Raw genomic sequence first — 22,828 nt, 5'->3', positions numbered from 1 at the left:
TTGTTTCTCAAAGGTCATAATCCAAGCCAAATGTTTTCACATAAGAGATTTTCTTTGTACACACAAAAATACAGGTCTGGGTTTACTTGTTCCTTATAATGTTTGATATAGCTACTGAGAAAATCGTGCTTACTATCATTTACAAATGGGTTAAAGAGACTAGACCAGTCGCCGGTAAAGACTACATCGTCTTCAATGCACCAATAGTAGTCAAATTCTGCATTATCTACATAAAATTGAAGAATCGGAAAATGGTTACTACCAGGAACGAGTGTTGATCTGATCGACGTGTAGCCAAAGTCAGTAAGTATAGCATCTGTAAATTCATAAACTTGATAACCTTTGAGCTTTGGTTCAGGAAGCCCAGATCTATTATGGTATACGATAAATGTCGATCCATAGGATGATGTTGCTGCATTGATCTGATGATATAGACGAAGTAGTGCTTCACTTACATAATCAGATAATATTAGAAATACGTGATTTTTAGAATTTGCCATAATTATATAATAATTTCGATCGACCCCAGAATTGGTTGGGAACCGACAATAATTAATTATCACGCAAATCAAAAAGTACTACTTTCCGATAAGAGACGTTTATTTGGTTAGTATTAAATCAGGGATTTTGTTTCTCTCTGATTATTAATCAAATATTATAAATTCACATAATGTTAGTCACTCTTTTAAGTTCAAAAGTTACTCGTTTTGTATCATTTTGTTATTAGATAAACATGATGGAGATTTCGGTAGCTATGACCACCCAATTCCGAAGCGAGCTGACCAACTGCAAAAAGTTTTTGAATATTTGAAACATATTTATTATCAATGGTTTGACATGGTCATTTTTTACTGAAACCACCTAGCACGACTTTCCGAAATTATATGGTTTCACAGCCCGAAATCTCCACTTTATCCCACTTCTCAGAGAGAAATTCAACGATAGCCGTTCTGCCTTTGAGGAAAATATCTCTGTTTCTCCACTCACTCTCCACTGTGTAAGCTTTGGCTACCTTTTCCGGGTCCTTGCTATTCCAGGCATTTTCAGCCATTTGAATTTTTTCTTTAGCCGTTTCAAATGTGAAAGGTGGTAATGGATATCTCTTTTCCATAATTTTAAATCAATAAAATAGGTATTGTATAGTTTCAACTTTTAAAAAGCGTCTTGAAAGCTGACAACGAATTGCAGCCCATGCGCATTTAAAAAGTAAGTTGATCAAAGGCCAACCCTTAGTCGTTTTTAGTTTCTACCTGGGTAAAGTTTTCAAAAAGATTAAAATTTCTTTTGCTATTTCTCTCAAGTGCGTTTCTAATGCAAAGTGACCGGTATCGTAGAATTTTACTTTCGCATCCGGAATATCTTTTTTATACGCTTCTGCTCCTGCCGGCAAAAAGAATGGGTCTTTATTGCCCCATACTGCTAAAAGTTTTGGTTTGGAATTCCTAAAGTATTCCTGGAATTTTGGATAAAGTACTACGTTCGATTTGTAATCCAGCAACAAATCAAGTTGTTTTTCTTTTGAGTCAGGACGATCAAGAAAATACTGGTCCAACGTATATGTTTCAGGAGCAATCAGGGACGGGTCGGATACACCGTCATAGTACTGGAATTTAGTTGCTTCAAAGCTTACAAAATTTGCTCTCATCGCATCCCGGTTTTGCTTTGTATTATTCTCCCAATATTTCTGAATTGGATTCCATCCTGCGCTAAGTCCCTCCAGATAGGCATTTCCGTTTTGGGAAATGATTCCCGTTATTTTCTCCGGATTAGCCAAAGCTAATCTATAGCCCGTAGGTGCACCGTAATCGAAGACATAAATTGCAAAACGCTTTAATCCTAAAACATCAATAAATCCCTGCATGACTTTTCCCAAATTATCAAATGTATAATCAAACTTATCTCTATCTGGTGCATCACTGTATCCAAAACCTGGAAGATCCGGAGCAATGACGTGATAGTTAGTGCTGAGTAAAGGAATCAGATTTCTAAACATATGGGAAGAGGTGGGGTAACCATGTAAAAGCAATATGACTGGAAAATCTTTTTCACCTGCCTCGCGGTAAAAGATATTTTGACCAAGGACTTGAATTTGACGATAATGCGTAACGGGACACGATTCTCCATGCTCAGTTTTGATTTTTGATTGTGATTTCGACATCATTGAATTTGTTAACATAAAGATCGCAAAAGCGGTCAGGAATTTAATATTTCTCATTTCTTTTTGACAAAAATAAGCCATACATTTGTTCTTCAAAAACGATTTAAAATGATTTAATAAATCACAAAAAATGATTAATGAATTTAAATGATCTAAAAATATTCGAAGCTGTAGCACATCATGGAAGTTTCACAAAAGCTGCAGAGGCTATGTTTACTGTCCAGTCTAATGTAACAGCCCGTATCAAGAATTTAGAGGAAGAGTTCGAAGCTGCACTATTTTCACGTTCACCCAGAAAAGTAGAACTAACCCAAGCTGGTGAAACACTTATGCTTTACAGTAAAAAATTAAATCATTTAGTAGAAGAGGCAAAGCAGTCTATAGGTAAAAATGATGTAATAAAAGGACAAATTAAAATTGGTGCGCTCGAAACCATGATAGCCTTAAATGGTCCGAAACTGGTTAATTCCCTTGCGAATCGGTTTCCCTGTGTAAATATGGATTTCAAATCAGATTCTAAAGACAATCTGATAAGCGATGTCTTAAACTTCAGGGTTGATGCAGCTTTCATTCCGGCACCTCTAGATATTCCACAGCTTGAGCAATATACAATCAAATCTGAAGAAATCATTGCCGTTGTTCCCTCGAGCTGCAAATCTTTGCAGGATTTATTGAAACAGATACCCCTAAAAGCCATCGTATTTGATCAGGGTTGCATTTTCAGATCCAGGCTGGATTCCTGGCTGGTAAGCAAAGGAGTTTCAAAATATCATAAGACTGAGATGAATTCGATTGAGGGTGTAATTAATTTCATCGAATCGGGTATTGGATTTAGTTTCTTGCCAAAGGAAATAATCTCTACATTCTATGGTCGCCGAAATATCAAAACATTCAGTCTTCCCAAAGAATTAAGTTTGATGACTACCATTTTGGTCTACAGAAAGGATATACCGATTTCACCTGCATTGAATGCATTCTTGGGCATTTGTGATCTTCAAGAACAATTAACATGATTTAAAAATAAAACTGGATAAACCAGAATAGATTGACCCCTCTCACCAGAAATAAATTCATTTTAAAATACTGATTATTAATCTTTTGTTAATTAGGCGAACAGGGGTCAAGTGGACAGGTTTGTTCACTCATCAACCCTTTTTAATAAATTGCCATAATACCAGGCCACGATTCCTTAAGACATTACATTGGCCATTTTACATCGGATTAGGTATATGCAATTACTGAGATTTAAATGTAGTGTCGTCCAGGATGGAAAACCTGCCATGATGCAGAAGCGAAGCGAGCGCCTGAATGAATGGTTCAAAATCCTCCTCAAAAATTACAACCGACGCCCGTTTATATCTCTTGCTCTTTGATTCATCACTCCTTGTAATGCGTATATAGCAGGTATTGTTGACAGCCTTCTTGAGGTCAACAAAGTAATATTTATCTCCAGAGGAAAACATTTCTGATGCTATGGTCTTGTTTTTCATTTTATCAATCTTAAGTATTCAAAAATCCTGACTACACCCTGCCCCTGCGTTTACTTTCCTGAAGCTCATCTACAAGCTGATGCTTATAAAACCTGTCACCACCAGGCAGCTTCATTGGTTTGAGCGCCCCCTCTCTGACTTTCCTTTTATAAGTGCTCTCGCTTATCCCCAAATAATCCTTGACTTCCTGACGGGTCAATGCCTGCTCCGGTAAGACAGTCATATATTGCTCCCTGTTATCATAATAGTACTGTAGGATATTATAGATTTTCAAAAGCAGGTTGATTAGTTCGTCGATCTTCTTCATAGGCAGCAACGTTAATAGTCATTTAGGAAAGGCCGGCCACATTTAGCTTTGGGACAGGCGGAATAAGCAACAAAAAAAAGTTTTATTTCACTAGATGTCAAGTGGCTAAGGGTTTCTATGCAGCCGCAACCCACTGTTTGAATTGAGATCGAAAAGAACCTGACACCTTACACCAAATACCTTTGCATCAACAACTTAACCATTCACATAAGTAAATTAATCAATTAAACATTATTGTAGCATTAATGGCTAAAAGTCTACATTTTACGTGAAAGACCTGACCATGAATTACCATCTGGGCGCAATAAATGACATACAAAAAGATCTCAGCAAAGACCTGAGGGGAGGCAAAGCCATTCAGCAAGAGCAATTGAAACATTTGACAATATGCTGCGAACAACTGATGCTCGCCTTCTTACACGGCCAGAGTGATGGACCGGTAAAAAAGGTCAGGACGGTCTTCCGCCAGCAGCAGCATGAACTGCTTTTAATGTGCGATATGGCCGAAGGCCTGAAGGAATCCGAAATCCAGAACAGAGCAGTCGGTGAACTTAGTTATCCTGAGCAGTTTCAGGAAATCATTCTGGGCTTGCTTGATGAAATGCAGATACGCCTTCCGTACCTCTGGTCCTATTCATTCATGGTACCCAGGGTCCTGCTTAAACGATTCGTGAACGAGAACAGGATTTTACTGAAAGGAGTGCTCAAGGACATGACAGATAAGGGTTACCCGAATAAGCTTGTTGATTTTATATATCATTTATATTTTTCACTGGCAGAAGGCTGCGCAACCATAAGCTTTTATCAGTTGAACTATCTTAAAGAACTGATTAATGTACTTTCTGATGAATTGAAGGGTCGAGTAACTGAAAACCAAAGGTATTGTTATAACCTTTTGATCCTGTGCAATCTAAATAGTCCGGAATTCTACGGGCTTTGCCGCGATTCACTTTTCGCTCAGGGAGATATAAACCATCCTGTTCAGGAAAGGATTGTATTTTTAATTGCGGAGCGGAAAAGCGTCCGTCAGATGTCCCTGATGATGAAAAAGCCATACATTAGTAGTTCGCCCTCATTGGATAAAATGCTTCTAAGCTTTATAGATGAGGAGATTGTTTACCTCAGGGAACTTCAGCATATTGGGACTGATTTGACAGGTTCAGCTTTAAACGATAATAGCTTTAAGGTATCTTTCAGTGTAAAGCAGCTTGCCTTCTTTATCCATCTTCAGGTGGAATCCGGAATTATACTGGAGCAAAGGCCAAAGCAAATCCATCTCCACAGCGTTAACCATTACAGCACTGAAGACCGTTTACAGATTTCAGAAAAAAGCTTCAAAAATGCCTATTATTCACATGCTGACGAAGACATTAAAAGGGTGAGCGCAAAGCTGTCTGAAATGCTCGCCATTGCCCAGGAAATCGTTTAGGAACGCAGCTAATACAAAAATCCCTCCAGACCTTTTCAATTTCAACCCGCCTGGCTCTAAGATTCCTTCATCGAATCTCCAGCCTTCAATATAAAATGGAAATCGAGGCCTTTGTGCATTAAAATAAATAATTCAGTTCCCCCGGCCGGATGAGCCACATCCGAGTTCCAATGATCCTCATGCCAAGGAGCCCCCTTGGCAAAGTTTGGCTTGTTGCACCTTTGCGCCAATCCAAATTGACCGCTTTTAATCGCAGCTTATCTTTCTAGCTACCCTGGTGAAATCTATCAGATGAGACGCTTGCTGAACATAAATTTGACGTTATTTTTTAATGTGGTTACGGGTTGCGGCTTTTTGCCACTTGACAAAACCGTAAAAGCGCATTTCTTTATCCAGATAAATAAAACTATCATGAAACAAGATGACTACCTCAACGCGTTCAGCCTGTTGAATACCATATCTTCAGGGCTGGATGCCTACCTTAGGTATACTGTAAAGTCAAATGGTTTTAACACAGGTGAAAAAGAAAACCTCCTGAATTCTGTTTTACTCCAGCTGCCACTACTCGTCAGGGGTACAGCCAGGATTTACCTGTATCATCCCGATGAGCAAAACGAACATACCCTTATTTTCTGGGAAAAAGGGTCATTTATGCCTCCTGTAAATATCTTTTTAAATATTGAGGGACGAATACCGATGATCGAATATTTAGAGGATAGCCTGATACTTGCCATTGAGGCTAAGCACCTCAGGAATCTATACCAGCACTTTGCAGAGTTTGCGCCGATGGTGACAAAGATATCAGAACAGCATTTCTCACAGCTCATGGTTATCAGACGCCGGCTTAGTGAAATGAGCGTTGAGGAACGCTACCTGAGCTTCGAAGATGAGAAACGATACTTGTTTAACATCTGTGAAAGCCAGCACATTGCAAGTTTTCTGGGCATGCATCCCAAAACGCTCAGCATGCTTAAGGGCAGAAACCTAAAAAGGTAATTCTAATGACCACAATACTGCTTGCATAGAAGCTTTTGGTATTATCCATCTATCAGCCTAAGCATAAAGGCAGGCTAACTTTAAACAAGCAATCCAGTAGTAAAATACTGAATACCGATACACACCGGATTTATCGAAAGTTAAAACCTATGAACCATCCCAGCAAAAAACTCCGAATCTATAACACTGCGGTCTGCATGTTACTTATCCTGCTTTGGATTTACGCTGCACTGCAAAAGCTAAGCGACTTTGAGGAGTTCAGGCGCTCAATGTATAATCAGGTTTTTCCTTCCTGGTTTGTTTTTGCGCTACTATTCATGTTGCCTGCATCAGAATTAGTGGCAGCAGGATTGTTATTTTTTGAGCGGACCAGGCAATCGGGCATATTATTATCCGCGGGCCTGCTGTCTGCCTTTACGGTATACATTGCCCTTATCCTGCTTCATTATTTTCCAAGGGTGCCCTGCAGCTGTGGCGGGGTGCTTAGCATACTGGGATGGCGCGAGCACCTGGCATTTAACCTTGCTTTTCTTGCGTTAAGTGTTTCTGCGATGCTCATCCAGTTCAGATTCAAAATAAAAAAGAATATAAACTAAAGGAGGCAAAGCGGCCGGCTTCCCAGAGAACCTAAAATAAAAACGATCGGCGCCGCAGGAGATCAATTTAACCCGGGCCTTACTTTGACCCATAACTTAAATTAAAACATGAAAAAGTTTTTTTCAAATTTCAAAGCAGGGGCAGCAGCTGTCCTTGTTGCCATTTTGCTTGTTGCTACCCAAAGTGCCTTCAAAGCCGGCAGTACAACAACAGCCTATGGCAAGCACGTTAATGGTTCGAATGTTTATTGGATCCCGCTTGATGACTTGAGTCAGCAGCCACCCAATGCACCACTGGGTGAATCCGAGTATCGCTGTGATGCATCTGATATTCAGAATTGTACCGCGTTATTCGATTCTCAACCCGCGGTGAACACCCCTGACCCCAACAACGGAAGTGTTGGTCAGTTTGTTTACAACCCTTAAAGTAAAAACAGCCGCAAATGCGGCTGTTTTTATTCAACTTATCTTGGATTTTGTTCCAACGAATTAAGCAATAGCTCGTTATCAGGGATCGGAAAGGTATAGCGGTTTGAAGTGGGTTCAAGCCTTGCAACTTCGCTCCCGTTATAAATTCGGATGATTCTTTTTAAAAACCGTGAATCACCATTCAACCTTCTTAAATCAGACCATCTCAGTCCCCTGGCAACAAGTTCCTTGCGCCGCTCATTTAGAACCAGTCCTAAAGCAGATGAGGCATCTGTGGCCACAAGCGGAACAAACTTTCCAGCCGGAAATCTGTTCACAAGCAGGCTATTGAGTATATCTACACTTGCCTTGGAATCATTCGCCCTAGCCAGGCATTCCGCCTTAATCAACAAGACCTCATCGGTGCCAATACCATCATAAGTTTTTAGGTTTATCAGGCCATTTCCCAAATCGCGAAAGAATATTTTCAGCCTCAGATCGCTTGGGTCGTATAAGGCAAGGAGCTCCGGCTCTACCTTTAAAGAGCCTGTATTCAAAATGGTATAACTTACCCTGGAACCAAAAAATATCAGCTCAGCGTTGTTATTGGGCAAGGCATTGCCAAAAGGAGCATTACTGGTCAGACTCAGTGTATTATAGTTAATCAATGCACTGCCAATGGAGAGGGCCCGGTTTGCCTCAACAAGCGCCTTTTCATAATCGCCCATAATAAGGTAAACCCTGGCCAGCATCGCATGGGCAGCCTGCCTGCCAGGCCTGCTTTTCACTTCTCCCCTTTCGGGCAATAAACTCACCGCTTGCGAAAGATCCGCGATTATTTGCGCGAATAATGCAGAGAGGCTGCCCCGTCCCGGCCTTTTGTTAACATCACTGGAAAGCGGTATAGGCAGTCCGGGTAGATCCTTGGCTGTACTGGATACATATGGGGCAGCAAAAAGCTGGGACAAATTAAAAAGCGCCATAGAGCGGAAAAAAAATGCGCAGCCTTTTACATCCCGTTCCAAAGCGGTTGGGTTTTGATTGCCCAGTCTATCCAACCCCTCCAGCACCACATTACTGTAAAAGATCTGCTGGTACGGATTAGTCCATTCCTGAGGCGTGGCGCCCTGAAAGGCGTCATCCTTCCAAAAATAGCTGCCGCTCTCAATGGGACTTGTCAGCCTGGTCAGGAAATTATCCCCCAATACGAACTCATCCGCTGAGATGATGTTCAACGAGGGTAGTAGATTCAGGATGCTGATATTATCCAGCAAGGCACGCAGGTCAGCTAAGGATTCCGGAACCAGCAGGGATTTATCGGGTTTGGCATCCAGAAATCCCTTATCACAATTGCTTAAAGAAAGCATGGCAGAAAGTGCGGTAATGACCAGCAACAACTTTTTTATCTTTTTCATAACTATTTGATTTTAAATTTGACGCCTAGGGCTGTGGTAAACACAGGTGGAAAGCCATACACATAATCAGGATCCAGGCCTGAGCTGCTTGCCGTGTAAAGTAGCCCCAGATTACTCAGGTAGAGGTAGATGTTTACAGAAGAAAACACGCCTGCTTTAAACTGAGGTGAATAAGACAGATTAATATCCTGAAGACGAATGTTGTCTCCCCGTTCAAGCAGTATGCTTGAACCCGAGTAAAAACTATCCCGTCGTTCATTGCCTATCATGGGAACCGAAGGAACATTGGTCATGCGTTCATCACCAGGCTTCTGCCACCGGAAAGCATAATCACCGCTCATATTTGCCAGGCCATAATCATTTCCATAGAGTATAGTCGGTCTGCGGAAATAATAGCCTGCCCTGAAGGCAAGTGATGCAGAAAGACTAAATTTTCCATAGCTGAAGGTATTTCGAAGAGTACCATTTAGAACCGGCCTCAAAGACCCGACCATGAGCAGCGACTGCGGCGTATATGCGGCGATGATTGCTGTATAATCTTTGGAAGGCTCCCCCCTCAATTGCCCTACCGGGTCACCGGTTGCGCCATCCAGTCCCAACCACTCATAGGCATAAACACCATAAAGGGGATTGCCCAGAAGGGGCGTAGCGGGCCCGACAAGATAGGTCTGCACCGTTTCGGTTTTATCATACTTGGTAACCCTGTTAGTGGCATAGGATAGAAATAGATCACTTATCCAGCTGAACCTACCTGGCAGATTAACACTCCTTAGGTTCAAATCAATCCCTTTGGTCATTGTGGATGCATAATTCCCCTTAAAAGCGCTGATCCCGCTTGAAGGTGGAAACGAGGTCTGACCTATCAGGTCAAGGCCAGCCTTAGCGTAGCCCTCCAAAGTGCCCGAGAGCCTGTTCCCCTTAGTTCCAAAATCAAGCCCCAGATTGATTGTCCTCACCCGTTCCCATTTTAATTCAGGATTGGGCGGATTGATAATCCTTGCAAAAGGCAAACGCGCCAGATTGTTGAAAAAGTTCTGGCTCTGCGCGAGGTATGTTGCCGTAGTAAAGGAAGACAGCGTTTTGTCCACGTTTCCGCTGTAACCGAATGTAGCCCTCAACTTCAGATACAACAATGATTTTGTAGGAAAGAAAGGTTCCTGAGAAATGACCCAGGAAAGCCCGGTACTGTAAAGTGGCACCCCTTTCTGGTTACTGTTCACCCCAAAGAGATTGCTCTGATCCTTACGCATGCTGAGCGAGGCCACATAACGCGAGAGAAAAGTATAGTCCGCATTAGCAAAATAAGAAATGTACCGGTCCGTCAGCGCCCGCAGCCTTTCCTGAAAAGGGATTTTCTGCAGAGAGGCCGGAGACTGATAAAGCGGGTAAGACGGGTTATAATCCACGCTCTGTGCAGTATAATGTTCCTCATCAAACCCGTATGTCCGCAAAGCATTGGATTTGCTCTCACTGCGCCGAAGCTCATAACCAGCAAGTGCATTCAGACTATGCCGCATCCCATCAAAATTCTTATTGTAGTTTAGCTGCGCACGTAAGGTCTGGGTGATGCCCTGAGTGTATTCCCTGTCAACAATACCGCCCAGGGGTATAGGCCGGGTTATGCTTCCATCAGCGGCAAGCTGAGTATAACTGTTAATCAGGTTCCTTGCCGTAAAGCTTTCAAGGGAATGACTGCGCGTTCCCCCGGTGGTGGTGCCAGAATACTGGTACAATGCCTGAACATTAAGGGCTGGGCTGAATTTATAGGTCAGTCTAGAATTAACCCTGTATTCAAACTGCTTAGAACTATTGTCTGCAAAACGGGTTTCCGACACCGGATTATAAGTCCAGTTCAACAGCCCCTTACTTTGCACCGCATCCGCAAAACGCTCGCGAAGGGTATAAAGGGGCAAGAGGTTGCCCACCTCATCCTGCAAACGCAGGTAAGGCGAGGCAGGATTATAATTCTGGACATTGTTATCTGCATTGCTATAGCCAAAGTTCGCCCCATTCTGAAATTCCAGTCTTCCCTTTAAAAGACTTACCGTCTGGCTTAAATTGAGCGTATTTCTGTTCGATTCCCCTCCAAGTTGATTAGACTGGCTAACATCCCTTCCCAAAGACAGGTAATACCGCTGGGCATCATTGCCCCCGGAAAAACCAAGCGCGTACTGCTGAATGAGCGAAGGACGGTATAGCAGTTCACTGATATCCTTCCAGACATCGTTTTGCTTTAAGCCTTCAATTAGATCCCTGGCCTGGCCTGCCGAAATCAGGCCATCCCGCTCCCGGATTTTAATTTCCACCACTTGAGGGATATAAGGATGGGAAGTACCCTGCAAATCGCTGGTTTCCAGGTTACGGTAAAAATTCTCGCTGAAAAGGCGCTCCTGGATGGCGATAAAATCCGGGGACGACATCTGCCGCTGATAAAAAAGGTCAGGTCGTGAAGCGGTAATGATTCCGGCACTGAAGCTGATTTCACTACCTTGCTTTCCCTTCTTCAGGTTAATTACAATGACGCCGTTTCCAGCCCTGGCACCCCAGATCGAACTTGCCGCAGCATCTTTGAGCACTGTGATGCTTTCCACATCATTCGGGTTAATCGAATTGATGTCCCCGTCATAAGGCACGTTGTCCACTATTACCAGCGGATCGGTGTTGCCACTAATGGTTGCCTGTCCCCGAATGCTGATGTTGAGCCTGGTCGGAGAGGCTGCTGCCTTATCAAAAACAAGTCCAGGAACCAAACCGTCCAGCCTGTCCAGAATATTCATGCCCGCTGTCCTGTTCAGCAATGCATTATCCACCTGCACGAAAGAGCCCGTAGCGCGGGCCTTGGAAAACTCCCTGTAACCTGTATTCACCATGACCTCCCCCAGATCGCGACCTATCGGGACCAGTTTAATCTGCAGGGTATCACGAAAGGGTAAGGTAAGCTCCCTTACCAGGGGCAGATAGTTCAGGTGGCTGACCCTCAGGCTCCATTGACCATCTGTAACATTCATTTTAAAATCCCCTAAAGAATCCGTAAGGGCCACACTACCATTTCCCATGCGCAATACCACTCCCGAAATCCCGCGTCCACCTTCGCCTGTCACCCGGCCCTTAAGCTCGGACTGCGCGAAAGCCCCGGCGCAGACAACCATCCAGGTTGTCAGCACCAGAAAAACTCTTAATGACCTCATTTGGAGACAAAACTTAAATTATCCGAAATAATGAGCACCTCTATCGCAACATCCTTTTCCTTAAGCACCAGGTTATATTTTTTAAGCGCGGCATTCAACTCAGTTACACTGCCCATTTTGCACTTTAAATCCAAATCAACCAGGCCATCATAGCCCGTGTCATCTACAACCGGATAATGATAGTACTGCAGGTAAAAATTCTCCAGCGGACTGACAAGGTGTTTAAGCATGATGTTTCTTCCCCTGAATCCCATTGCATTTGCCTCCCGAAAAGTTTTCACTTGGGGATTTGAATGATCCATCTTTTGAATCTGCTTACCATTCAAGGCGCTAAGCGCAAGGCAACGCATTTTCCGCTTTTCAACCCTTACCGCATACTGCGGAAAGAGCAGTGCAAGTTCTTGCTGCATTTGCGTAAAAAAACCGTCCACCGAGACTTTGCCCGCCGGCATAATTTTCTGATAACACCAGGCATTCAATGCCATCCACTCACTCAGCGCAGTTCCGGAAAGTTTACTCATAATCATCGCACTATCCCGGGATTCAACAAAGTTCCTCTTTCTGAGAAACGAGCCCTTATTTACATACACAGAACAAAACAAACGCCTGAGCGAAATATTCAGATAAGTGGCCGAGTGCGGTTTGGTGCTATCCCCATAAAAGACCATCGTCTGCGCCGGAAAACCCTCTACATTCTTAGTCAAAGTCGAAGAGATCAAACTTTCCACCTTTCTGCCTTCTATCTGCTGGATGATTAACTTCTTATCATCATAACGCATAGCCTTATCCTTCTTCTCCCGGAGCGGTACAGGGCTGCCCTGCCCGAGGACTGCATTAATCTTTGTAAAATTAACTTCCTCTGAGCCGGTAATGGCCATTATGCGCCCGTTCTTTATCCAGACGTAGTGTGGCAGCAAGGTATGGGGGAATTGCTTAACCAGTGTTTTATCCTCGAGTATTTCCGCAAAGGCAAAGTGCTTACCCTTGAACTTATCCTTCAGGAAAGCGCTGGTCACAGCAGCCTTCTCATAGGCCACCGATACAATTTCTACCTTTCCCCTAAAGGCCTTCTGGAGACTATCCATTTTGGGCATCATGGCAATGCATGGTGAGCACCAGGTTGCCCAGAAATCCAGGATAATAAGCTTATCCTTAAAAGGTCCTAGGTTGTCCTGCAGAGGAACCCCATCCCGCAAAAAAGTATGCGTGGTTTTCCAGAATGCATCACCGAGCTCATCACCTATATTCATCCCTACAGGGGGCGCCTGCGCAAAAACTGCCATTGCCGTTACAATGGGCAGGAAAAATAAAATAATTCTTTTCATCAGTTTGGTTTGGTTAAATACCGAAAAGTAAACCCAGAGGACATAGCAGTCCCCTACCGCCAAAAGGCCGTTATTTTTCAGTAAGCTGTTAGTTGAAAAATGTGAAGTGACTACGTGTCCGGATGCACTTGCCGAAGCAGGCACAAACAAAAACTGCAGCATCACACGAAAAGCAAGAAGGAATTTAAAAAAGAAAAAACCAGGGCAGGCTCATTATAAAAGAACCATCATTTAACCATACCTGCCCAGGTCTTATATCCTACTCCGGGGAACAGATGACCAGACTGATGAGGATCTTAAACCCCAGTCCTGAAACAAAGATAACCTGAACAGCAAGTAGTATAAAGAAACAGGCTACCAACCACCAATAAATGGCCGTCAGCACCGTATCCAACAATACATACAAAACCTGTTTGCTCACACTCGTATATATTTACGAATCAATGGCACATAGAAACTTTAGCTAGGCTCTATAGACCATCTTGACAGGCTTCTCACGGCCGGGAGCATGGGATTACAATAGAGCCCATAGCGCTAAAGCGTGTACGAAAATACACAAAATATCGCTACAGGCATCAATCTATTGTCTCTGCTCAAAAGTTGTGAGAATTTGTCAAGAGAGATTCTTTATTAACACCTTAAATATTAACCAAATATAACAAATACTCTTAATTAAGAGTAAATAATTTTATTATTTTTTTTCAGCTTAGTCGTTGTGATAAAACTATTAACTACTATGTCTAAGTCCGATAAGATACCAAATGAATTAAAAAAAATTGGTGCTCGATTAAGACAAATTAGAAAAGGTTTAGGATTTACTAACTCAGACATATTTGCCAATCATTATGGGATAGATAGAGCTCAATATGGCAAATACGAGACAGGCTCTCAAGACCTTCGAATTTCATCGCTTGTCAAGGTTTTGGACAAAATTAAATTTTCACTTTCTGATTTTTTTAATGAAGACTATGATGCTTTGAAATAAGATTTTTAACTTTTTTCAGTTTTTCTGACAAACAGATCTGCTAAATCAGGAAAGATATTCCAGAAATAATCATATAATATTTAGATAGCTTTTAGGAATATTTTTTTTGCATAGTCACAATTTATTTAATGAAGACTGGAAATTTTCGGCAAACTGAAAAACCATAAGCCCTAGTTAATACCTAGGGTGGATATAAGTTGTTTGTACGTTTCGTTATTTTTTACTTATGCGTGAGTATCAGGGACTGGCTGACGTTCATATTGGAATGCATACTGATTTGACGTCTTTGCTTTCCGTCGGTAAGTATCAATTGTGCCGTATTTGCGCCCATACTTCCCTGATTGTGTGCAAACATGATCAGCTCATTATTTTGACCTGGGAGCACAGTGATGGTGACCTCAATGGGGTTATGCGACAGCTGTTGTCGTGTAATGATTGCTTTTCCGTTATAATAAACTGTTATGGTATCGCCATCGACCTGTTGGTCATCAAGAAAGGCCAACGATACTTCCCTGGAACTTGTATTGACGACTTCCTTTACGGAGGTCCTCCGGGATGGCATTGGTTCAGCTGACTTTTGCTTTTCCTTAACAACTTCGTTTGACTGCGGGCTATAGAGCGACATCTTGATATCTCCCGGAGGACAATTAAAATTACCAACCTCCTTTGCATTGAAAAAACCGATTTTTCCGTCATTTTTCCATCTTCCAAAGACCAAAAGACTATCACTACTGCGCACTATCCTGCATGTATAAATTTTCTTACACCAGTACCAATTATCAGGCTGGCTGAGGTGATCAGTAACAGACACATCCCTTAGCTCCATGTATTCATTATTTAGTGTTCCTGAGATAATGTATTTAACGAACCGGCCGCTACTATCTCCGGACGTAAATTTTGCCGTTCCTGAAATCCTGTTACCTGATTGCCTTAGATCCATGGACAGTTTAAAATCCCATGTCTTGTCATTTTGTCCAAGGAATCCGTTCCAGTTTCCGGAAATATTTATCTGGGCAGAGGTATTGAGAAAGAAAACAATGAGTATCAGGGTCGGGTATAATTTATTCATCTTTTGTTTTATAGAAAAATCATGGTAAATATTCGCTCGTATGACGAGTATGTCAATGAAGATGGAAAATCAACTATGTTTCAGTAATTAAACCATCATCTGTTTTGTCCGGTTATTTATTGTATTTCCTAAAACTTAGCGGGAATCCACCTGCCCCGGAATGAAACCAGATACCATCCCTATCGTAGTTATAGTCGATAAGTACTTTAATCTTTATATCCTTTCCATCGACCCAGCCTTCAAGACGGTCTAACTTTTGATTATAGGAAAATTTTTGTGATTTTTTAGACTTAGACTGTGTCTTTGGCTTTAAGATATAGAAATTCCCTTCCCTGGTAATGGTTACCGAGTTATCATAATTGGCAAATTCCCTGAAGATACCTAGAAATTTAGCAGGTTTTCCCTGAAGCAATGCCTTTTTTCGATTTACGACATCCTTGGCTTCCTGTATGAGCTGGTTGTCTTTGTTTAACTGTTCGGCTTTTAGTTTTGCGATGCGTTGAGAAACACCGGCGCTTCCACTCAGGCGATAAGTTTCAGCCAGTTCAGCGACATTCACAAAAGCTTTGGTTTTCACATCAGCATCTCCGATGGGCACTAGTAATGTCCAGAATCTGAAAAAATAGAATTGAGTATAGGAAAAACCGGGTCCTGGTATAAAGAAGGTGGGCTGGTCATCCAATACATTGGGTAGCATACCTTCCTGGTCAAAGACCATTGTATATTCATTATTTCTACTACGGACCTTACCTGGATTTGCAAAAAACATAACACTTGAGCCCGCTCTGCCGGAAACTGCTGCATTCCCGTAGAGCAAGAAAACCTCCTCCTTACCATCATTATTCAAATCCAATATGTACATATGGACCTGGAAGGGTTCATCAGGTAATGCGCTTATAGTGAAGGAATTTTTATCCTTGGCGACTGCAAATTCGCTGTCTTTGAATATTTTATTTTTTTGAGCCACTGAAATAGCGCTATTGGTTCCTTTAAACAAAAGGGCTGCCCCTTCGGATAGTTTGTCCTCTTCAACAAGGGTTTGCGTATTCTGGGTTGGCTTGTTGTCCTTAATCTTTTCGACTACATTAGTTACAGCGGAACTATCCGCGGGTGTGACAAACTCTAATGTTCCCTGAAAATCCCTTGTATCATCAGGGGTGAAATATCCTGAAAGCGCATCACGTCCGGATTGCGAATATTTAGCAACAAAAACAGTACCTTTTACCTTCTTTTTGTTACTTAACACCAGTTCGTCAAATGAAAACCTGAACGCATCATATCCAGAGTAGCGGGTATATGTTCCTGATAATTGTCTTCTGATTTCAGGCCTGGAATTTGGGAGGTCAAAAATCAATAGTTCGAAATTGATTTTTCGTTCCTCAACGGAAGATACCCTTATAACAAATTTGGCAGTAAAATCTCCGTCAAATCCAGTTTCCTGCAGGATTCCGGAATAGCTGCCTATCAAGTCTTTTGGGTCTTTGGCGTTAGATTTTTGGACACAAATTAAAAATACCAGGAAAAAGAAATATTTCATATTTAGATTTTTAGAGCGGTTTAGAGGGGCAAATCAGAAAAATTTCAATGATTTTATTGACTAGAAAGCAACTGAGTAAAATTCACCTATATTCCTGGCTAGGTTAATATTTTGTGCAATTCGATCTGGTGTGTGGCTGAATTCGAGATTTTGGCTTGGCATGGCGTTATTGTTTGATGGATAAATAGGGATAAGATATCATCTGCAGATTATCTTTCGAATATACAAAACAATTAATAATTTATTACAGCCAGGAAAAAAAATATCATTGAAAATCAGGTAGTTTGGGGGTCAATTTTGCATCCTCACTAAACCTGTTAAAAATTTATGATCAGCGGCTGGCGACAATTATTCCTTAAAAAACACATCATTCTTAACGTGTCATAAACCAGAAACCCCGAAGCTAGTTGCCTCAGAAAAATCATTTTAAAAGCCCGGTATCTCCAACGTGATAACATAAAATTGGGTGTTGCGCGAGACGATAAGGTAATTACACCTTTTTTTTAAGGGTAAATCACCCCAAACAAATTAGGAATATAAAAGCTAGCTTGTTAAACCTTATCTGTTCCCCTATGAAAAATGTAATTACCTGCGTCATCGTTGATGACGATTCCTTTGCCATCAAGGTAATCTGTGACCATATCGAAAAGCTTCCACGCCTGAAAGTACTAAAGACCTACCAAAGTTCCCTGGATGCGCTGGCGGGCATTAACGCACTGGGTGCGGATCTCGTTTTCCTGGACATTGATATGCCGGGCTTGTCTGGTCTAAGTTTGGCCTCGGCCATCAGGCACTCCACCCCTAACATCATATTCACGACTGCCTTTACAGAATATGCGTTGAAGGCGTTTGACCTCCGGGCGAAGCACTACCTGCTTAAGCCAATTGAATTTGTCCGTTTTGCGCAAGAGGTGAACACCGTAATTAAGGAATGTTTTGATAACCCGCTGGATGAGGACAATCAGGCATTTTATGTAAGGAATGGGGAGCGCGGAAACCGCGTAAAGGTATTAAAGGGAGATATTATCTATTTTCAGGGTGCCGGAAATTACCTGCACATCTTTACCCCAACGGAGCACTATACGATTTACTATGCACTAAAGGACATGGAAAGAAAGCTCTCGCAAAACCTTAACTTTTACCGGGTGCATAAATCCTATATCATCAATACTGATTTTATCAAATCTATCCAGGGGAACACCATACACCTGCAGAAGTATGATGTGCTGATGACTGCCCCATTTAAGGAGGATTTCATCAGGTACCTGGAGGACAACACTTTACTGTTCAGAAAAGATTAATTCCTGTTGCCCTTGCCACCGGATGTATAGGTTACGGTGGTAATTACTATTGTCATTGTAGCTTCGGTAGGATCTGTGCTGAGACCGAGCTGTTTGTTTACCGAACGGAAAACAAATACGGTTTTCCTGTTCAATTTTGGGGGAGTTAATTGCTTCATAAAAGGAAGCTACCCTACCCGGATTGCGATAAAAATTAGTTTATTCAAGACATATGTTGACTTATTCAAAGAGCGTTTTCACCTCAGAGTCTGGACAGGAAAGATGGAAGAAAGTATACAGCTGGCAGATAGCCATCTGGGTCTTTCTGATTTGCTATGAGCTGGCAACGATTGCAATTGCACTGGGGACGCTCGGCAGTTACCATCACCTTATCGGGCATTACCTGATTAACATCGGCTTTTTCTATGCTATATGTCTCGTGGTTTTACCCAATAGCCTTGAACAGGGCTGGCACGGGCTTTGGAGGGTTCCGCTTTTTTTTATTATGGCCTTTAGCTCGCTAATCTTGCTTAAATATGGACTGGATGTACTACTAGAGATATTACTCATGGAATCAAAAAGACCAGTACAACTAAATAGGAGGTATATTTCGGGGACAGCGTGGAGGGGCTTGTATTTTGTCATTCTGGCCTTTATGTTTTACTTTTTCAGGGTTTACGTCAGGGAACGCAACAGCAGGGAAGATTTTGAGAAAAAAGCATTAACGAAAAAAATCATGCTTCAGGAAACCACGCTGGAGCTGAGCAAGGCGAAGCATGCCTACCTGAAGGCCCAAATCAACCCGCACTTCCTTTTCAACACTCTGAATTACGTTTTCAGCCTTACCCAATCTACCCAGCCGGATGTTGCCAGGGCCGTCGTCCATTTATCCAACATTATGCGCTTTGCCATGGAGGCAGAATACAGTGAGCGAAGCCCTGAGCTCCGGGAGGAAGTCGAACATGCAGAAAATTACATCTCGCTCTGGCAGATCCCAAAGTCTGGAACCCTGCAGATACGTTTTGAGGTTGAGCCTGAAGTGCTTGGCTTGCGGTTCATTCCACTGATAATACTGAGTTTATTGGAAAATATTTTCAAACATGGAAACCTCTCTGTTCCAGGCGACCCCGCTGTGCTAAGCATTTATAAAGAAGAAGGCAGGCTTATCATTACCTCTAGAAACCTGGTTAACACAGGCCTAAATGATTCTGGCATGAACCTTGGAATAGAAAATATCAAAAGCAGAATTTCCGCAGCATATGGTGAGCGGAGTGAATGTGAATTCAAAAGAACCAAAGACGGCCATTTTATTTCAAGAATCAGTGTGGAGATGAGCTTCCTGAAGAACTGATCTTAAATAAAAAACCTACCGCCTCAGGGTAAAGTTTCATAGACAAGATAAGAGTGGTACAGGCTATCTGTAGCCTGCTAAAAAGAAAACCAGGCTTATTATTGGAACTTAATTTCACAAAACCACTATATTCATCCTCAAATTCCAGAGAAACCAATGAATGCATATACCATGAACAGGCTCATCATTCTGGGCAACGGCTTTGACCTTGCCCATGGGATGAGTACAGGCTATAATGACTTTATCGTCTGGTTGCTCAAAAGAGCGCTTGAGGGAGCTAACTATGTCGAAGGATACAGCGATGAGGCGATGATTGTTCACCACCTCAATTTCGCCTATACTGTTGCCGGCTTTAAAACCGCTTCCCACTTAGTTGACTTCGCTTACAGCAAGCAAAACCTGTCCTTTTTTTTCACCAGGGGCGGAAGGCTGAGCCTATCAGATATCCAATATCTGGAAAACCCCTATATCATAGTCGCCAAAAATGAATTTGTCTGCAATTTGATCAAGAAATACTCAAACTGCAACTGGGTTGACATTGAAAACCAGTATTACAGGGAGCTGAAGGCGATAACGAAAGATCCCTATAACCAGGATCAGCGCATCGAGAACCTCAATGCCGGCTTATCTTACCTGATTACCGCCCTTGAAAAATATTTGTCAAAACAGGAATACAAGAAAGGAAATGAAGCCTACTCAGCGATATTGAGGGCGCCTATAAAGAATGACGAGCTTCTAGAGCAAGAGGGCTTTTCAGAGCAAAAGGAAATCAAGCCTGAGCGTTCACTGATATTAAACTTCAACTATACCTCCACCGTCGAGCAATACCTAAAATCAGAAGAACCAACGGCAGATCCTCACTTTGAGGTGAGTTATATACACGGAAAACTCCAGGATACCGAGAATCCCATCATTTTCGGATTCGGAGATGAGCTGGATAACGACTATGCCCATCTGGAGCAAAATGAATCCAAGGGCCTGCTGGACTATATAAAATCCTTCTGGTACTTTAAAACTTCGAATTATCACGACCTCGTCCGCTTCATTGACTCCAGTGACTACCAGGTATTCATATTGGGGCACTCCTGCGGACTTTCGGACAGGACGATGTTGAACATGATTTTTGAGCATCCTAGATGCAAGTCGATAAAACTCTTTTACCACCAGGGTGAAAAGGGCAATAACTTTCGTACACTGACCCAGGAAGTTTCAAGGCACTTCAAGGATAAGGGTTCGATGCGTAAAAAAATCGTGCCCTTTGACAAATCTTCTGCCATGCCGCAGGCAAGTAAATAGAGCAGTTCTCAAATTATGCCTTTTTTTCTAAGCTTTTTGTAGGTGAGGTACAAAAACCAAAACGGGTTAGGCCGCTGAAGGGTCTTGGGATTACCATCGGTCCCGTCAGCCCGGAGCATTGAGGCGATGCCCATAAATTCAGGCACAACATAATCAAAATGAAAGTTTTCACCAAGCTTGTAATGAAGGTAGATGTTTTTACCTTGTTCATTATTGATTGCGGCGATGTATTCGGTATTCCTTTCAAAACCACCGCTAAAACTTTTCTCTTCCTCTATCAGAAAAGGTATGCAGTGTTTGATTGTAGAGGTCGCCTGGTAATCATCCTCATAGACCGGATGTTTATCCCCCGGTTCATAATTTGATGGGTAATTACTGTAAAGCACCTCGAGGCTATCTTCGAGATCTTGCGGCCTGGCGAAGAATTTTTCGAGATTGTGCAGCAACACCAATATTGGAAAATAAGCAAATGCCCAGTCCCTCCTTCCCAGGCTGAACTTGCGGTTAGGTATTGCAAAACCCTGAAAGCGCTGAAAATTACGCATGCGCACTTGGTCAAAATCTATCATGTTTTCCATTATATAGGAAATCTGGGTCAAAAAGCCGCCATTGCCCTTAACCTGATATTTCTCGATAAAATCCCCACTCAAATCTCCCTCACTAAAATGGCGGTGCAAATCTGCCCGTTGCTGAATAATGTCCTTCAAGGATTCTTTCAGGTAATTCCTGATGTTAAAATGAAAAACCTCGCTGGAGTAAAACTTATCGATATAGCCATTGAACTCGACACTTAAACCGTATCTGTGGCGGAACATTTGCTGGATATTATTTACATCGCAAACGAATATGACCTTATCAAAGCCAAACTTGTTTTCAGATTTATCCTCGTCATAATGTGAGGAAAAGATATTAAACAGGCGAAAGACATGCTCTGGATCCAGCCTGTCGAGGTCATCTATGAGCAGTACCGTTTTGGTTTCCTCCGGCATTGAAACCTTCACCCTTGAAAGCAAGGATGTGACCAGTTCACTCACCTGGTCATTTTGGTAATCCTGTTGAGCAGGTTTTTTGAAGCTGTCGATATATTTTCTCAGATGTTCGTAAGGCTTCGATCCGATTGTTGACCCCTTATCTACCATTAAACTGATCCGTTCCGCAAACTCATCGACCAGACCGATACCCAAGGCGGGCATTGCCTTCATCATCAACTTAACCGGCTGTTCTATGTTGATATTTTGCATACGCAGAACCTGACTGGTTACTACTGCGTTGTATTCATCCTGTGTCAACCCGGCACTTTGGGGAAATCCGTCCAGCAGTCCATACAAAATTTCAAGCTTAATAAGCTCAAAAATGTCCTGGTTTGCAGATAGCGAGTAATAAACAGGAAAAAGCTTCAGCACCAACAAGTCCTTTTGGCCAAGAAAATATTCCTTGAGGAAGGTGGTCTTCCCTGCCCCAAATGGCCCGGAGAAAAGGATTCTGTCGTTAAAATCGTCCCTTAAGTGTGCATTAAAGCTTTCAACCTGGTCGGGTGTGTTGATGTGTGGTATCTTATCTTTGCTCATTAAGTTAAAAGTCAGGGGTTAAAACAGGCTCGCTGCCGTGTCATAACCGAGCCAGTTAAGATAGTTAATTTTCTCAATGTCCCACCCTTTCAGGTATGATTTTTCAGGCACAAACCCTGGCCCTGGTACTACACACTAACATCCTTTATACCGCTAAGAAAAATGTGGGGGGATCAACCGGCCGTTTCCAGCGTAGAGAATATCTCTGGGCGGGTCCTTAAACCAGGTAATGCTCGGCCATGGGTTTCCCGGGGAAATGCCCTTTTTATCCGTTTTAAAGTGTTCCTGGTCAGATTGCTCGAAGGTTGATACCTTTTCAGAAAGTATTGCGATGGCATCATCGATATTTGCCACCAGAGAGTTCAGAACGGTAATGCTTTCCAGCTGGTGATCAGGCTTGGTATATACCATAATGTTTATTGAACCTTAT

General features: G+C 42.4%; 21 protein-coding genes. 9 read left to right on the top strand and 12 right to left on the bottom strand.

Annotation, left to right across the window (positions count from 1 at the left end; all coding sequences use genetic code 11):
- Positions 1-14 precede the first annotated feature (14 nt).
- The 3 genes from ACO05K_RS04910 to ACO05K_RS04900 all read right to left on the bottom strand — a co-directional run bounded on the left by ACO05K_RS04910 (position 15) and on the right by ACO05K_RS04900 (position 2,215).
- Positions 15-500 carry a hypothetical protein gene (locus ACO05K_RS04910; RefSeq protein WP_421943342.1) on the bottom strand — a complete coding sequence of 162 codons (486 nt, stop codon included), beginning with the start codon at positions 498-500 and terminating at the stop codon, positions 15-17.
- A gap of 380 nt (positions 501-880) precedes the next feature.
- Positions 881-1,111 carry a DUF1348 family protein gene (locus ACO05K_RS04905; protein WP_421943341.1) on the bottom strand — a complete coding sequence of 77 codons (231 nt, stop codon included), beginning with the start codon at positions 1,109-1,111 and terminating at the stop codon, positions 881-883.
- 135 nt (positions 1,112-1,246) lie between these two features.
- Positions 1,247-2,215 (bottom strand): alpha/beta fold hydrolase, encoded by a 969-nt coding sequence (locus ACO05K_RS04900; RefSeq protein ID WP_421943340.1) that lies wholly within the window; start codon positions 2,213-2,215, stop codon positions 1,247-1,249.
- A gap of 80 nt (positions 2,216-2,295) precedes the next feature.
- Between ACO05K_RS04900 and ACO05K_RS04895 the strand changes: the two genes are divergently transcribed.
- On the top strand, positions 2,296-3,171 hold the full coding sequence (locus ACO05K_RS04895) for a LysR family transcriptional regulator (RefSeq protein WP_421943339.1): 876 nt from the start codon (positions 2,296-2,298) through the stop codon (positions 3,169-3,171).
- A gap of 222 nt (positions 3,172-3,393) precedes the next feature.
- Here ACO05K_RS04895 and ACO05K_RS04890 read toward each other — a convergent pair whose 3' ends face one another.
- Positions 3,394-3,648 carry a DUF3276 family protein gene (locus ACO05K_RS04890; RefSeq protein WP_421943338.1) on the bottom strand — a complete coding sequence of 85 codons (255 nt, stop codon included), beginning with the start codon at positions 3,646-3,648 and terminating at the stop codon, positions 3,394-3,396.
- A 31-nt stretch (positions 3,649-3,679) separates the two neighbouring features.
- Positions 3,680-3,955: a helix-turn-helix transcriptional regulator gene (locus tag ACO05K_RS04885; RefSeq protein WP_421943337.1), complete on the bottom strand. Its 276-nt coding sequence runs from the start codon at positions 3,953-3,955 to the stop codon at positions 3,680-3,682.
- A 268-nt stretch (positions 3,956-4,223) separates the two neighbouring features.
- Between ACO05K_RS04885 and ACO05K_RS04880 the strand changes: the two genes are divergently transcribed.
- From ACO05K_RS04880 to ACO05K_RS04865, 4 genes are all read left to right on the top strand, one after another.
- Positions 4,224-5,384, top strand: a complete 1,161-nt coding sequence (locus ACO05K_RS04880) for a hypothetical protein (protein WP_421943336.1) — start codon at positions 4,224-4,226, stop codon at positions 5,382-5,384.
- Positions 5,385-5,795: 411 nt separating this feature from the next.
- Positions 5,796-6,380 (top strand): Crp/Fnr family transcriptional regulator, encoded by a 585-nt coding sequence (locus ACO05K_RS04875; protein ID WP_421943335.1) that lies wholly within the window; start codon positions 5,796-5,798, stop codon positions 6,378-6,380.
- 149 nt (positions 6,381-6,529) lie between these two features.
- Positions 6,530-6,976, top strand: a complete 447-nt coding sequence (locus ACO05K_RS04870) for a MauE/DoxX family redox-associated membrane protein (RefSeq protein WP_421943334.1) — start codon at positions 6,530-6,532, stop codon at positions 6,974-6,976.
- A gap of 108 nt (positions 6,977-7,084) precedes the next feature.
- Positions 7,085-7,402, top strand: a complete 318-nt coding sequence (locus ACO05K_RS04865) for a hypothetical protein (protein WP_421943333.1) — start codon at positions 7,085-7,087, stop codon at positions 7,400-7,402.
- Between the two features lie 38 nt (positions 7,403-7,440).
- Here the strand turns inward: ACO05K_RS04865 and ACO05K_RS04860 are convergent, their stop codons facing one another.
- From ACO05K_RS04860 to ACO05K_RS04850, 3 genes are read right to left on the bottom strand one after another with little or no spacing between them, the layout of a single operon-like run.
- Positions 7,441-8,799, bottom strand: coding sequence for a RagB/SusD family nutrient uptake outer membrane protein (locus ACO05K_RS04860; protein WP_421943332.1), 1,359 nt, complete (start codon positions 8,797-8,799; stop codon positions 7,441-7,443).
- Between the two features lie 2 nt (positions 8,800-8,801).
- Positions 8,802-11,987, bottom strand: a complete 3,186-nt coding sequence (locus tag ACO05K_RS04855; RefSeq protein ID WP_421943331.1) for a SusC/RagA family TonB-linked outer membrane protein — start codon at positions 11,985-11,987, stop codon at positions 8,802-8,804.
- Positions 11,984-13,312 (bottom strand): TlpA family protein disulfide reductase, encoded by a 1,329-nt coding sequence (locus ACO05K_RS04850; protein ID WP_421943330.1) that lies wholly within the window; start codon positions 13,310-13,312, stop codon positions 11,984-11,986. Before ACO05K_RS04850 ends, ACO05K_RS04855 begins: the two co-directional genes overlap by 4 nt.
- 736 nt (positions 13,313-14,048) lie before the next feature.
- Between ACO05K_RS04850 and ACO05K_RS04845 the strand changes: the two genes are divergently transcribed.
- Complete coding sequence (locus tag ACO05K_RS04845) at positions 14,049-14,297, top strand: helix-turn-helix domain-containing protein (protein WP_421943329.1); 249 nt, start codon at positions 14,049-14,051, stop codon at positions 14,295-14,297.
- A gap of 220 nt (positions 14,298-14,517) precedes the next feature.
- Here ACO05K_RS04845 and ACO05K_RS04840 read toward each other — a convergent pair whose 3' ends face one another.
- Together ACO05K_RS04840 and ACO05K_RS04835 are read right to left on the bottom strand one after the other, a co-directional pair.
- On the bottom strand, positions 14,518-15,366 hold the full coding sequence (locus tag ACO05K_RS04840) for a hypothetical protein (protein ID WP_421943328.1): 849 nt from the start codon (positions 15,364-15,366) through the stop codon (positions 14,518-14,520).
- 112 nt (positions 15,367-15,478) lie between these two features.
- A complete protein-coding gene (locus tag ACO05K_RS04835; protein WP_421943327.1) occupies positions 15,479-16,903 on the bottom strand; it encodes a hypothetical protein in 1,425 nt (474 codons plus the stop codon).
- 572 nt (positions 16,904-17,475) lie between these two features.
- On the opposite strand from ACO05K_RS04835, the gene ACO05K_RS04830 reads away from it, so the two are divergent.
- The 3 genes from ACO05K_RS04830 to ACO05K_RS04820 all read left to right on the top strand — a co-directional run bounded on the left by ACO05K_RS04830 (position 17,476) and on the right by ACO05K_RS04820 (position 20,830).
- Complete coding sequence (locus ACO05K_RS04830) at positions 17,476-18,204, top strand: LytR/AlgR family response regulator transcription factor (RefSeq protein WP_421943326.1); 729 nt, start codon at positions 17,476-17,478, stop codon at positions 18,202-18,204.
- A 211-nt stretch (positions 18,205-18,415) separates the two neighbouring features.
- Entirely contained in the window at positions 18,416-19,534 is a 1,119-nt protein-coding gene (locus ACO05K_RS04825; protein WP_421943325.1) for a sensor histidine kinase, read from the top strand.
- Positions 19,535-19,690: 156 nt separating this feature from the next.
- A complete protein-coding gene (locus ACO05K_RS04820; RefSeq protein WP_421943324.1) occupies positions 19,691-20,830 on the top strand; it encodes an AbiH family protein in 1,140 nt (379 codons plus the stop codon).
- Between the two features lie 8 nt (positions 20,831-20,838).
- Here the strand turns inward: ACO05K_RS04820 and ACO05K_RS04815 are convergent, their stop codons facing one another.
- Together ACO05K_RS04815 and ACO05K_RS04810 are read right to left on the bottom strand one after the other, a co-directional pair.
- Positions 20,839-22,398 (bottom strand): P-loop NTPase fold protein, encoded by a 1,560-nt coding sequence (locus ACO05K_RS04815; protein WP_421943323.1) that lies wholly within the window; start codon positions 22,396-22,398, stop codon positions 20,839-20,841.
- A 153-nt stretch (positions 22,399-22,551) separates the two neighbouring features.
- Positions 22,552-22,809 carry a hypothetical protein gene (locus ACO05K_RS04810; RefSeq protein WP_421943322.1) on the bottom strand — a complete coding sequence of 86 codons (258 nt, stop codon included), beginning with the start codon at positions 22,807-22,809 and terminating at the stop codon, positions 22,552-22,554.
- Between the last annotated feature and the right edge of the window lie 19 nt (positions 22,810-22,828).

It is taken from the genome of Pedobacter sp., from assembly GCF_965227205.1.
Lineage (GTDB): Bacteria > Bacteroidota > Bacteroidia > Sphingobacteriales > Sphingobacteriaceae > Pedobacter.
The sequence above is the reverse complement of the archived record's forward strand: the minus strand, read 5'-3'. Positions and strand labels throughout refer to the sequence as shown.

Bases quoted from the DNA above. Each gene is read 5' to 3' on its own strand.
- ACO05K_RS04900 (WP_421943340.1), bottom strand. From the start codon at position 2,215: ATGAGAAATATTAAATTCCTGACCGCTTTTGCGATCTTTATGTTAACA.
- ACO05K_RS04840 (WP_421943328.1), bottom strand. From the start codon at position 15,366: ATGAATAAATTATACCCGACCCTGATACTCATTGTTTTCTTTCTCAAT.
- ACO05K_RS04875 (WP_421943335.1), top strand. From the start codon at position 5,796: ATGAAACAAGATGACTACCTCAACGCGTTCAGCCTGTTGAATACCATA.
- ACO05K_RS04825 (WP_421943325.1), top strand. From the start codon at position 18,416: ATGTTGACTTATTCAAAGAGCGTTTTCACCTCAGAGTCTGGACAGGAA.
- ACO05K_RS04860 (WP_421943332.1), bottom strand. From the start codon at position 8,799: ATGAAAAAGATAAAAAAGTTGTTGCTGGTCATTACCGCACTTTCTGCC.
- ACO05K_RS04830 (WP_421943326.1), top strand. From the start codon at position 17,476: ATGAAAAATGTAATTACCTGCGTCATCGTTGATGACGATTCCTTTGCC.
- ACO05K_RS04910 (WP_421943342.1), bottom strand. From the start codon at position 500: ATGGCAAATTCTAAAAATCACGTATTTCTAATATTATCTGATTATGTA.
- ACO05K_RS04890 (WP_421943338.1), bottom strand. From the start codon at position 3,648: ATGAAAAACAAGACCATAGCATCAGAAATGTTTTCCTCTGGAGATAAA.
- ACO05K_RS04905 (WP_421943341.1), bottom strand. From the start codon at position 1,111: ATGGAAAAGAGATATCCATTACCACCTTTCACATTTGAAACGGCTAAA.
- ACO05K_RS04885 (WP_421943337.1), bottom strand. From the start codon at position 3,955: ATGAAGAAGATCGACGAACTAATCAACCTGCTTTTGAAAATCTATAAT.
- ACO05K_RS04850 (WP_421943330.1), bottom strand. From the start codon at position 13,312: ATGAAAAGAATTATTTTATTTTTCCTGCCCATTGTAACGGCAATGGCA.
- ACO05K_RS04815 (WP_421943323.1), bottom strand. From the start codon at position 22,398: ATGAGCAAAGATAAGATACCACACATCAACACACCCGACCAGGTTGAA.
- ACO05K_RS04855 (WP_421943331.1), bottom strand. From the start codon at position 11,987: ATGAGGTCATTAAGAGTTTTTCTGGTGCTGACAACCTGGATGGTTGTC.
- ACO05K_RS04895 (WP_421943339.1), top strand. From the start codon at position 2,296: ATGAATTTAAATGATCTAAAAATATTCGAAGCTGTAGCACATCATGGA.
- ACO05K_RS04810 (WP_421943322.1), bottom strand. From the start codon at position 22,809: ATGGTATATACCAAGCCTGATCACCAGCTGGAAAGCATTACCGTTCTG.
- ACO05K_RS04820 (WP_421943324.1), top strand. From the start codon at position 19,691: ATGAATGCATATACCATGAACAGGCTCATCATTCTGGGCAACGGCTTT.
- ACO05K_RS04835 (WP_421943327.1), bottom strand. From the start codon at position 16,903: ATGAAATATTTCTTTTTCCTGGTATTTTTAATTTGTGTCCAAAAATCT.
- ACO05K_RS04865 (WP_421943333.1), top strand. From the start codon at position 7,085: ATGAAAAAGTTTTTTTCAAATTTCAAAGCAGGGGCAGCAGCTGTCCTT.
- ACO05K_RS04845 (WP_421943329.1), top strand. From the start codon at position 14,049: ATGTCTAAGTCCGATAAGATACCAAATGAATTAAAAAAAATTGGTGCT.
- ACO05K_RS04870 (WP_421943334.1), top strand. From the start codon at position 6,530: ATGAACCATCCCAGCAAAAAACTCCGAATCTATAACACTGCGGTCTGC.